Origin of the sequence: Streptomyces aurantiacus JA 4570, assembly GCF_000414115.1 — a bacterium.
GTDB classification, from domain to species: domain Bacteria; phylum Actinomycetota; class Actinomycetes; order Streptomycetales; family Streptomycetaceae; genus Streptomyces; species Streptomyces aurantiacus_A.
In genome coordinates this window covers 1-10,551 of sequence record NZ_AOPZ01000269.1, presented here as the reverse complement: position 1 = coordinate 10,551, position 10,551 = coordinate 1, and the positions used below count along the sequence as shown (strand labels likewise).

Genomic DNA, 10,551 nt, shown 5'->3' with positions numbered 1-10,551 from the left:
ACCCGGGGCACCAGGAGCACCCGGAGGCTTCACCCCGCCGCCCAAGCTCGGGTCGGCCAGCATCGTCGCCGCATGGTGGACACCGCCGGGAGGCGTGCCCGGAGCACCGGGGGCACCCGGAGGCTGCGGAGCACCAGGAGCACCGGGCGCCCCAGGAACGCCCGGAGCCGCAGGCGCGCCAGGCGCGCCACCGCCGGGCGGCGGAGGCGTGGCGCCCGCGCCGGGAGCCTGCCCCTCCGGGCCGAGCGGCGACATCAGCTGCGTCGGTACGTACCCGCCCGCGGGCGCGCCGGGGGCGCCGGAAGCGTCGGGCCCCTGCGGGTACCCGTACGTGGACGGGGCGCCCGGACCGGCGGGCGGCGGGGACGCGTAGGAGCCGCCGCCGGACGAACCGGCGGGAGGCGGTGTGTTCGGGCCGGCGGCCGGACCGCCCGACGTCTGCGGCAGCTCGGAGCCGCCCGCCGCGTACCCGTCGGGCAGCGGGGGCAGCCCGGGACCACCGGCCGGAGGCGGAGTGTCGGCGACGCCGGAACCCCCGGGCGGCGGAGGCAGGTGGGCACCGCCGACTGCCGAACCGGCGGGCGGCGGCGGCAAGTTCGGGCCACCGACCGGAGCACCCGAAGGCGGCGGCAGGGCGGGGCCGCCCACCCCCGAACCGGCGGGCGGCGGAGGCAGGTTCGGGCCACCGACCGGGGCGCCGGAGGGCGGCGGCATGCTCGGGCCACCCGCCGGAGCGCCGGAGGGCGGTGGCAGGTGGGGGTCCGGCGCGCCCGCCTGCGGGTCGTCGACGGCGGGCGCGAGGGCCGTCTTCGGGAGCTGGCTGCCGCCCGACATCAGCGCGGTCTTGGCCTCCGGCGACACCGCGGGCGGCGCCTCGTCGGCGCTCTCGCGGCCGGGGGCGACCAGCGGCGGCGAGAACACCGTCGCGGGCAGCGGCACCGCGACGTCCTCGTCGTCGGCGCCCGTGTTCGTGTCCGTACCGGCCCACGGCGTCGCGGACGCGGGCACGCCCGCCCCTGCACCGCCGTCACCCGCACCGGAGTCGTGCCCACCACCGGGCCCACCGGCCGACGGCCACGGCGTACCACCACCGGGCGCGGCGGGAGCAGCTGGCACTCCCTGAGCGGACGGGGTTCCGGGAGCACCCGGCCCCGCGGCGGGCTCGGCCCCCGAGGCCGCAGCGACGGCACCAGCACCGACCCCGCCGCCGGCGTCCACACCGTCCCCGCCCTGGGCCGAGCGGCCAGAACGATCCGGGATCCCCAGCTTGTCCGCCGCCTCCTGCAGCCACTCGGGCGGGCTCAGCAGGAACGACGTCTGGTTCAGGTCCATGCGCTGGGGCGCGGCGGGCGCCGGTTCGGGTGCCGCCTCGGGCACCCCGTACTCCTCCTCGTACCGCCGGATCACCTCGCCGACCGGCAGCGCGGGCCACAGCGTCGCCTCGCCGCTGTCCCGGGCGATGACGAGCCGCTGGTGGCCGCCGTCCGAGCGGGGGCCGCCGTCGCGGTCCTCCGCCCACACCACGAAGCCCAGCTCGAACTCCCGCACCCGCACCTCGCGGTGTCCGGGTCCGGGCACGTCGCCGTTGATCCATTCCTCGGCGCGCTCCTGCGCCTGCGCGAAGGTCACCATCGGATCGCTCACTCCCCCACCGGGACGGCGCGCGCGAAGCCGCCGTCCACCATCAGGTTCGCCACGGTCTCCAGCTCCGGCGGATTGCCCGCGAGCCGGGAGAGGAAGGCGTCGAAGTCGTCGCCGCACGGCAGCAGCAGCCGCTGTACGCGCTCGGCCGGCGCCCAGGAAGGGTCCACGTCCCGCGCGTCGTCGTACGCGCAGAACCACACCGAGCCGATCCGGTCGCCCTTGACCTTCACGGCGAGCAGACCGCCCTGCACGAAGCCCACCGCGAGGAAGTCCTTGGTGAGGTGGTCGCGCAGGCACTTGTTGACGTACACGAGGTCGTTGACGGCCGCTTCGTCGCGGACCGTGAAGAACGGCTGGTCGATGAGGAGACCGAGCTCCGCGTCGAGGGCCGTGCCGACCGGGGCGCAGCCGCCCGCCGCCTTGAGGAAGGAGCGGTAGGCGCCGGGCAGCCGGTAGCCGAGGTCCTCCTCGACGCCCGCGATCTGCCCCTCGGTGACGGCCACCGAGGTCTTCGGCAGGGCCAGGTGCGCGGGGCGCGTCTCCTGCAGCGGGCGGGTGCCGCGCTTGTTGTGGTCGACGGGCGACGTCGCGATGCCGCCGTGGTGCCGAAGGAGGGCCTTGACCTCGACGGGGACCAGGTCGAGGCGGCGGCTGTTCGGTACGTGGTGCCAGGTCCAGCCGTGCGGGGTGGCCACCGCGGGGATCGTGTCCCACAGCTCGTGGCCGGTGGCCGCGAGGGCCGCGTTCGCCGAGACGTAGTCCGTGAGGCGCAGCTCGTCCACGCCGAAGCCCTCGGGCGGCTCGGCGATCTCGGCGGCGGCGCGCGCGTACGGCGAGAAGTCCGGGTAGCCGTCGCCGTCCACCCGCACGCCTCTGGGGTGGCGGGCGGCGCGGACCGGATCCGGGAAGTGCACGACCTGCCCGGCATAGGCCGCGTTCGGTGGGGCGGCTTGCTCCCCGAGCCGACCTGTCGTCATGGCGGTTGCCCCCTGCGGCACTGTGAGATTCACGGACAGCGACAGCCTATGCGTAAGGACGACACGGGTCACCGGGCCTCCGGTTCCGTGACCACCCGCCACGGGCCCGTCACCCAGAGGCGAAACCCAGGCGTGTCGCAGAGCCCCAGCTTCCGCACCGCGCGCCCCATTTGGCAGTCTGTTCCCGCAACGCGGGGGCGTGGCACCAGCGGCTGACACCGCGGGCACGGGGAGGGAAACACCACATGCACACGGCACCAACCGGCATGGCCGGCCCGGCCGGCACACCCGCCACCGGCCACGGCAGCACCCGCACGACAGCCGGTCCGACCACCGGCTCAGCCACTGGCCCGGGTTCCGGTCCGCGGACAGGCCGCACCGCCACCGCCGAGTCCGGCGACCCCCGGGTCGGCTGGAGCAGCACACCCGCCGACGCCCCCGTCCTGCGCCACCGGCGCGACGGCATCCTGCCCACCGTGGCGGCCGCCCTCTCGGTCCGCGGCACCACCCTGACCAGCACCCCGAGGCGCGGCGAGGATCCCCCGGATCTGCACCCACTCGTACAGGACTTCCTCGACACCCTCACCAGCGGCCAGCGCGAACGCTTCACCGGGCGCTGCGCGGAGGCCGTCCTCATCTCCCGGCACCTGGCGGCGGCGGACGCGAACCGCTCCAAGAGGGCCTCGCGCAAACCCATGACCAACGGCGAGGCCCGCAAGGCCCTCAAGCACGCCAAGCTCACCACCCGCCGCATCCGCGAGGACGGCGACCCCCTGCACGGCGCGTTCGCCCGCCCGTGCCGCTCGTGCACCGCCCTCACCGCGCACTTCGGCGTCCGCGTCGTCGATCCGACCGCGCCCGACGCGTGACGCGGGCCGCCCACGCCCTGACGACCCCCGGCGCCGCACGCGCCGGCCGCCGCCATCCGCACCCGCACCACGAGGGCCGAGCCATACACACCGAGAACTCCACCCGCTTCCCCGTGCCCGTCGACGCCGCCCTGCGCGGCGCCGGCTGGCGGCCGGGCCGCTGGGACATCAAGCAGGCCGAGATCTGGGCCGACGTCCTGCGCCGCCACACCTCGCCCGCGGGCCACCAGCACGCCGTGTTCCCGGCCGCCGTGGAGGCCTGGGCGGAGTTCGGCGGGCTGCACATCACGCCGCAGGGGCCGGGCCGCCAGATCGCCCCTGCGACCCTGCACCTCGATCCGATGTACGGCCTGCACATGGCCCGCACCCTCGGCGACCTGGGGCGCGCGCTCGGCACCGAGGTGTGTCCGCTCGGCGAGGAGACGGAGACGCAGGCGCTGCTCGCCATGGACAGGGAGGGCCGGGTCTACAGCCTCGACCACAGCGGCGACTGGTATCTGGGCCAGCATCTCGACCAGGCCCTCACCACGCTGGTCGCGGGAACTCAGCCGGTGCGGCTGACGGCGGGCTGAGCCCGGCCACGGGCCCGTACGAAGTCGGCCATGTCCCCCTATACGGACTCGGCCACGTCCCCTATGAGGAAGATCACTGACCGGCGGCCGCCGGGAGCACCGCCGACACCCTGAAGCCGCCCGCGTCCGTCGGGCCGGAGACGAACACCCCGCCCAGCGCGGTCACCCGCTCCTTCATGCCGACCAGGCCGTTGCCCCCGCTGGGCAGGCCCGCGTCGGCGCCGCCCGCCTCCGGGGGCGGGCCGTTCTCGACCTGCATGGCGATCTCGGCGGCGCGGTGCGCCAGCCGGACGTAGGTCTTCGCGCCCGCGGCGTGCTTGTGGACGTTGGTGAGGGCCTCCTGCACCACGCGGTACGCGGTCTCCTCCACGTCGGCCGCGTACGCCCGGGTCTCGCCCTCCACGGACAGGTCCACGGCCATGCCCGCGGCCCGCGACTGGTCGACCAGTTCGTCCAGCTCGGCCAGGCAGGGGCCGTCCGTGAGGTCGGGGGGACCAGGCTCGGCAGCGGGCTCCGCGCGCGACGCGGCCCGGTCGGCGGCCTCGCCGACGGCGGCCAGCGGCACCGGGGCGGGCGCGGGGGCGGGCTTCGGCGGGGCCTCGTCGGCCCGCAGCACGCCGAGCATCTGGCGCAGCTCGGTCAGGGCCTGGCGGCCCATGTCGCCGACCAGGGCGGCGTTCTTCACGGCCTTCTCCGGGTCCTTGCGGGCCACGGCCTGCAGCGCCGCCGCGTGCACGACCATCAGGCTCACGCGGTGCGCCACCACGTCGTGCATGTCGCGGGCGATGCGGGTGCGCTCCTCGCCGCGGGCCCACTCCGCGCGCTCCTCGGCACGCTCGGCGAGCAGTTGGAGCTCGCGTTCCAGGCTGTCGGCGCGCTCGCGCAGCGACTCCATCAGGCGGCGCCGCTGGCCCACGTACAGACCGAGGAGGACCGGTGGGGCGGTGACGCCGAGGGAGGTGGTGATGGCGATGAACGGTATGAACCCCTCGCCTATCGTCAGGTCGCCGTTGGCCATGTCCTGGTTGGCGCGGACCAGCGTGACGATCAGCGTGCCCGCGAGGGACATCCCGGCGAGGGCGCCGATGATGCGGCGCGGCAGCTCGGAGGCCGCGAGGGTGTAGAGGCCGACGATGGCCATCAGGACGCCCATGCGGGCGGGCGTGATCGCGACGGAGATCAGCACGACCGCGATCGGCCAGCGGCGCCGCAGCACGAGGGCGGACCCGGCGAGGACCCCGAAGGCCACGCCCACCGCGGCCGGTATCCCGGCGTCGTCGGCGAACTCGACGCCCTCCGCCCCGCACTCGGCCGCCGACGCCAGCGCGAGGCCGACGTCCAGGACGGCACTGCGCCGCCGCTCCCACCACCACGGCCCGGTCCTGGCCGCCGTGTCACTGTCCCCCGTCGTGGTCATGCCTTCCAGCGTACGGGCGGCGGCGCTCCCGTATCCGGTGAGTTTCCGGCTCGGCGATCCCGGGCAGGGCGGGGGCCCCGGCCCCACTCGTACCGTCGCGTCGGAGGCGGACCGTACGGCATAGTGTTAGCCGCACGCCGAGCCGGTGATCCACCGGGCCCGGTGCGCGGCCCTTCCCGGGTCGTCTAATGGCAGGACAAATGGTTTTGGTCCATTGAATGAGGGTTCGATTCCTTCCCCGGGAGCCGTTCGGGCCCCGACCTCCGCGGTCGGGGCCCGCTTCGCATTGCGGGGTCGCCCCCGGGCCATGCGTCCGCCCCACTACGCCCCGGTATCCTGCGGATGTCCACACCCCAAGCATCCGAAGCCGAAGGGCACCCCCGTGAGCGCCAATTGCCCGGCAGCCGTCGTCGTCCTCGCAGCGGGTGAGGGCACCCGTATGAAGTCGGCCATGCCGAAGGTCCTGCACGAGATCTGCGGCCGTTCCCTCGTCGGGCACGTCCTCGTCGCCGCCCGCGAGCTGGCGCCGCAGCGGCTCGTCGCCGTCGTCGGGCACGAGAGCGAGCGCGTGAGCGCGCACCTCGCCGCGATCGACCCCGAGGTCCGCACCGCCTACCAGGCCCAGCAGAACGGCACGGGCCACGCCGTCCGGATGGGCCTGGAGGAGCTCGGCGGCGTCGTCGAGGGCACGGTCGTCGTGGTCTGCGGCGACACCCCGCTGCTCACCGGCGCGACGCTGGCCCGCCTGGCCGGCACGCACTCCGCCGACGGCAACGCGGTGACCGTCCTGACCGCCGAGGTCCCCGACGCGACGGGCTACGGCCGCATCGTGCGCGACGGCGCGTCCGGCGCCGTGACCGCGATCGTCGAGCACAAGGACGCCACCGACTCGCAGCGCGCCATCCGTGAGATCAACTCCGGTGTCTTCGCCTTCGACGGGCAGCTCCTCAGCGAGGCACTCGGCAAGGTCCGCACGGACAACAGCCAGGGCGAGGAGTATCTGACGGACGTCCTCGGCATCCTGCGCGAGGCCGGGCACCGCGTCGGCGCCTGTGTCGCCGGCGACCACCGCGAGATCGCCGGCATCAACAACCGCGTCCAACTCGCCGACGCCCGCCGGGTCCTGAACGACCGGCTGCTCACCGAGGCGATGCTCGCCGGCGTCACCGTCGTCGACCCCTCCTCCACCTGGATCGACGCCACGGTCACCGTGGAGCGCGACGCCGTGGTGCACCCGGGCACCCAGCTCCAGGGCGGCACGCACCTGGGCGAGGGCTGCGAGGTCGGCCCGAACACGCGCCTGAAGGACACCACGGTGGGCGCGGGCGCGCGCGTCGACAACACGGTCGCGGACGGCGCCGAGGTCGGAGAGCGGGCGAGCGTCGGCCCGTTCGCGTATCTGCGGCCGGGCACCCGGCTCGGCGTGAAGGCCAAGGCGGGTACGTACGTGGAGATGAAGAACGCGACGATCGGCGAGGGCACCAAGGTCCCGCACCTGAGCTACGTGGGCGACGCGACGATCGGCGAGTACTCCAACATCGGCGCCGCGAGCGTGTTCGTGAACTACGACGGCGAGGCCAAGCACCACACCACGGTGGGCTCGCACTGCAAGACCGGTTCGGACAACATGTTTGTGGCTCCTGTCACGATTGGCGACGGCGCCTACACCGCCGCCGGCTCCGTGATCACCAAGGACGTCCCGGCCGGTTCACTGGCCGTCGCCCGGGGCCAGCAGCGGAATATCGAGGGCTGGGTGGCCCGCAAGCGCCCGGGAAGCGCCGCCGCGAAGGCCGCGGAGGCCGCCTCCCGCGCACCCGAGACTCCGGCCGGCGAAAGCTGACCGGAAACAGGTGCGCCTGACACCGCGTACCGTGATAGGTGCACGAAACCTGATAGGTGCATGAAATTTCCGGCTGGTTCGCGCGACCTCGCGGCCAGGGAACACGTCTGAGGAGACTGTGCTGTGAGCGGGATCAAGACGACCGGCGAGAAGAAGATGATGTTCTTCTCCGGCCGCGCCCACCCCGAGCTGGCCGAGGAGGTCGCACATCAGCTGGGCATCGGTGTCGTACCGACGAAGGCCTTCGACTTCGCCAACGGCGAGATCTATGTGCGCTATCAGGAGTCGGCGCGCGGCGCGGACTGCTTCCTGATCCAGAGCCACACGGCTCCCATCAATAAGTGGATCATGGAACAGCTGATCATGATCGACGCTCTGAAGCGGGCCTCCGCGCGGAGCATCACCGTGATCGTGCCGTTCTACGGCTACGCCCGCCAGGACAAGAAGCACCGCGGCCGCGAGCCCATCTCGGCCCGTCTGATCGCGGACCTCCTGGGGGCCGCGGGCGCCGACCGCATCGTCTCGGTCGACCTGCACACCGACCAGATCGTCGGCTTCTTCGACGGCCCCGTCGACCACCTCTTCGCGCTGCCGATCCTCGCGGACTACGTGGGCGCGAAGGTCGACAAGGACAAGCTGACGGTCGTCTCGCCGGACGCAGGGCGCGTGCGCGTCGCCGACCGCTGGTGCGACCGCCTGGGCGCCCCGCTGGCGATCGTGCACAAGCGCCGCGACAAGGACGTCGCCAACCAGGTCACCGTGCACGAGGTGGTCGGCAACGTCGAGGGCCGCGTCTGCGTCCTCGTCGACGACATGATCGACACCGGTGGCACCATCTGCGCCGCCGCCGACGCGCTGTTCGCGCACGGTGCCGAGGACGTCATCGTGACGGCCACGCACGGCGTGCTCTCCGGCCCGGCCGCCGACCGTCTGAAGAACTCCAAGGTCAGCGAGTTCGTCTTCACCAACACGCTGCCCACGCCGAACGAGCTGGAGCTCGACAAGATCACGGTCCTGTCGATCGCCCCGACGATCGCCAACGCGGTCCGGGAGATCTTCGAGGACGGCTCCGTGACCAGCCTGTTCGAGGAGCAGAGCGGCCCCGCGTAGCCGTTCCGCCCGGCGACGCCCGGGCACCCCGCAAGATCCTTTTGGGTGCGGCCTCCGCTCCGAGTAGACTGTCGAAGTTGCTCGGCGAGGGAGGCCGCACTCGCGTTTCGTCACGTTTCCGACGTGTCGTACGAACGCAGTGTGCGGCGGTCCGTTATCGACGCGCTCTTCGTAGCAGGCCAGTCGTGGCCGGGTGACGCATCTGTTCACCTTTTCTACGAGGAGTGCACCATGTCTGAGGTCAAGCTCAGCGCCGAGACCCGTACCGAGTTCGGCAAGGGCGCCGCCCGCCGCATCCGCCGCGAGGACAAGGTCCCCGGCGTCCTGTACGGCCACGGCACCGACCCGGTCCACATCGCCCTGCCCGGCCACGACCTGCTCATGGCCCTGCGCACGCCGAACGTCCTCATCTCCCTGGACATCGACGGCACGACCCAGCTCGCCATCCCGAAGGCCGTGCAGCGCGACGTGCTGCGCCAGGGCATCCTGACCCACGTCGACCTGCTCCTCGTGAAGCGCGGCGAGAAGGTCAACGTGGACATCTACGTCCACACCGAGGGCGAGCTCGCCCCGGGCGCCAACCTCCTGGAGCACGTCCTCAACGCGCTTCCGGTCGAGGCCGAGGCCACCCACATCCCCGAGTCCGTCACGGTCTCCATCGAGGGCCTGACCGCCGGCGACTCCGTCCTCGCCAAGGACGTCCCGCTGCCGGCCGGCACCAAGCTGGCCGTCGAGGACGACACCGTCGTCCTGCAGGTCCTGGCCGCGCAGGCCGAGGAAGCCCCCGCCGAGGGCGAGGGCGACGAGGCCGCCGAGGCCTGATCCTCGCGGTTCGCAGCTCGCAGTTCCGACCGCCGCTCAGCGCCCAGGCGCTGGGCGGCGGTTGAGCTATGTATGAAGGAACCACGCGCGCCATGAAGGAGACACGCAGATGACGACGGACCCCAGCGCCCCCTGGCTGATCGTGGGTCTCGGCAACCCCGGCCCCGGCTACGCCATGAACCGGCACAACGTGGGCTTCATGGTCGCCGACCTGCTCGCCGACCGGATCGGCGGCAGCTTCAAGCGGGCCGCCAAGGCGCAGGCGCAGGTCCTGGAGGGCCGCATCGGCCCCATGGGCCCCGGCAGCCGCCGCGTCGTCCTCGCCAAGCCCACGTCGTACATGAACCTGTCGGGCGGACCCGTCACCGCGCTGCGCGACTTCTACAAGGTCCCGACGGCGAACATCGTCGCCGTCCACGACGAGCTGGACATCGACTACGGCATGCTGCGCCTGAAGCTGGGCGGCGGCGACAACGGCCACAACGGCCTGAAGTCCATGACCAAGGCGATGGGCCCCGACTACCACCGGGCCCGCTTCGGCATCGGCCGCCCGCCGGGCCGGATGCAGGTCGCCGACTTCGTCCTGAAGGACTTCTCCGGCACCGAGCGCAAGGAGCTGGACTACCTCGTGGACCGGACCGCGGACTCCGTGGAGTGCCTCGTGACCGAGGGCCTGGAGCGGGCGCAGAGCGCGTACAACTCCTGACGTACGGGACGCTTGTGGCGTAGGGGACGACAACTCTGGCGTACGGGACGTACGACCCGCCGGCTGTTGACGGAGCGTGCCGCGCTCCCCAAGGATCGCCGCCATGCCCGCATACGCACTACGGGGCGCGGCGGGGATCGTCGCCGCCCTCATCCTGGCCGCCGGCGTCTGGGCGTCGTGGGACTCGGCGCGGTACGTGATGCTGTCGGACGGGGGGCGGGAACGGGGCACGCTGTCCCTCGCGCGCTGCGGCGACGACACCTGCACCGGCCCGTACGCCCCCGCGTCGGGGGGCAAGTCGCGGGACCGCGTCGTCATCGACCGCTCCGTCGCGACCCCCAAGGGCGAGCGCATCCCCGTCGTGGTCAAGCCCGAATCGGACGAGGCCGTCCGCACCGGCGGCCCGGGCTTCCTGCACGCGTGGCTGCCGCTGGGCGGCGCCCTGCTGCTCGCCGCGGTGGTCGTGGCCGGGGGCTTGCGGCTGAACCGGACGGCGGGCGTCCTCGCGCTGGCCGGGGGCATCCAACTGACGGCGGCGTTCGCGGCGTTGAGCCTCTGAGGCACCGGTTTCCCGACGCCCGAGGGCCCCGCACC

Annotated in this window: 9 protein-coding genes, 1 tRNA gene and 1 pseudogene; 8 read left to right on the top strand and 3 right to left on the bottom strand. The window is 73.4% G+C overall.

Going from position 1 to position 10,551, the window contains the following annotated elements; genetic code table 11:
- Positions 1 to 1,632, bottom strand: a pseudogene (locus tag STRAU_RS42460) (SUKH-4 family immunity protein); the annotation flags it as partial.
- A gap of 8 nt (positions 1,633 to 1,640) precedes the next feature.
- Positions 1,641 to 2,621 carry an HNH endonuclease gene (locus STRAU_RS24565; RefSeq protein WP_016643086.1) on the bottom strand — a complete coding sequence of 327 codons (981 nt, stop codon included), beginning with the start codon at positions 2,619 to 2,621 and terminating at the stop codon, positions 1,641 to 1,643.
- 245 nt (positions 2,622 to 2,866) lie between these two features.
- On the opposite strand from STRAU_RS24565, the gene STRAU_RS24560 reads away from it, so the two are divergent.
- Positions 2,867 to 3,490: a YwqJ-related putative deaminase gene (locus STRAU_RS24560; RefSeq protein WP_259299973.1), complete on the top strand. Its 624-nt coding sequence runs from the start codon at positions 2,867 to 2,869 to the stop codon at positions 3,488 to 3,490.
- Between the two features lie 83 nt (positions 3,491 to 3,573).
- Complete coding sequence (locus STRAU_RS24555; RefSeq protein ID WP_037661661.1) at positions 3,574 to 4,062, top strand: SUKH-3 domain-containing protein; 489 nt, start codon at positions 3,574 to 3,576, stop codon at positions 4,060 to 4,062.
- A gap of 73 nt (positions 4,063 to 4,135) precedes the next feature.
- Here the strand turns inward: STRAU_RS24555 and STRAU_RS24550 are convergent, their stop codons facing one another.
- Positions 4,136 to 5,479 (bottom strand): sensor histidine kinase, encoded by a 1,344-nt coding sequence (locus tag STRAU_RS24550; protein ID WP_016643083.1) that lies wholly within the window; start codon positions 5,477 to 5,479, stop codon positions 4,136 to 4,138.
- A gap of 174 nt (positions 5,480 to 5,653) precedes the next feature.
- Between STRAU_RS24550 and STRAU_RS24545 the strand changes: the two genes are divergently transcribed.
- The 6 genes from STRAU_RS24545 (at position 5,654) to STRAU_RS24520 (ending at position 10,516) form a co-directional block, all read left to right on the top strand.
- Positions 5,654 to 5,724, top strand: a tRNA-Gln gene (locus tag STRAU_RS24545).
- A 137-nt stretch (positions 5,725 to 5,861) separates the two neighbouring features.
- Entirely contained in the window at positions 5,862 to 7,319 is a 1,458-nt protein-coding gene (gene glmU, locus STRAU_RS24540) for a bifunctional UDP-N-acetylglucosamine diphosphorylase/glucosamine-1-phosphate N-acetyltransferase GlmU (RefSeq protein WP_016643082.1), read from the top strand.
- A gap of 123 nt (positions 7,320 to 7,442) precedes the next feature.
- On the top strand, positions 7,443 to 8,429 hold the full coding sequence (locus STRAU_RS24535) for a ribose-phosphate diphosphokinase (protein ID WP_016643081.1): 987 nt from the start codon (positions 7,443 to 7,445) through the stop codon (positions 8,427 to 8,429).
- A gap of 231 nt (positions 8,430 to 8,660) precedes the next feature.
- Positions 8,661 to 9,251 (top strand): 50S ribosomal protein L25/general stress protein Ctc, encoded by a 591-nt coding sequence (locus tag STRAU_RS24530; protein WP_037661655.1) that lies wholly within the window; start codon positions 8,661 to 8,663, stop codon positions 9,249 to 9,251.
- A gap of 109 nt (positions 9,252 to 9,360) precedes the next feature.
- Entirely contained in the window at positions 9,361 to 9,957 is a 597-nt protein-coding gene (pth, locus tag STRAU_RS24525) for an aminoacyl-tRNA hydrolase (RefSeq protein WP_016643079.1), read from the top strand.
- A 103-nt stretch (positions 9,958 to 10,060) separates the two neighbouring features.
- The gene (locus tag STRAU_RS24520) at positions 10,061 to 10,516 is read left to right on the top strand and encodes a hypothetical protein (protein ID WP_016643078.1); all 456 of its coding nucleotides are present in this window, start codon (positions 10,061 to 10,063) and stop codon (positions 10,514 to 10,516) included.
- Positions 10,517 to 10,551 lie beyond the last annotated feature (35 nt).

What these genes read in the sequence shown, in the direction of transcription:
- STRAU_RS24530 (WP_037661655.1), top strand. Translation starts at nt 8,661, where the DNA reads ATGTCTGAGGTCAAGCTCAGCGCCGAGACCCGTACCGAGTTCGGCAAG.
- STRAU_RS24565 (WP_016643086.1), bottom strand. Translation starts at nt 2,621, where the DNA reads ATGACGACAGGTCGGCTCGGGGAGCAAGCCGCCCCACCGAACGCGGCC.
- STRAU_RS24560 (WP_259299973.1), top strand. Translation starts at nt 2,867, where the DNA reads ATGCACACGGCACCAACCGGCATGGCCGGCCCGGCCGGCACACCCGCC.
- STRAU_RS24550 (WP_016643083.1), bottom strand. Translation starts at nt 5,479, where the DNA reads ATGACCACGACGGGGGACAGTGACACGGCGGCCAGGACCGGGCCGTGG.
- pth (WP_016643079.1), top strand. Translation starts at nt 9,361, where the DNA reads ATGACGACGGACCCCAGCGCCCCCTGGCTGATCGTGGGTCTCGGCAAC.
- STRAU_RS24520 (WP_016643078.1), top strand. Translation starts at nt 10,061, where the DNA reads ATGCCCGCATACGCACTACGGGGCGCGGCGGGGATCGTCGCCGCCCTC.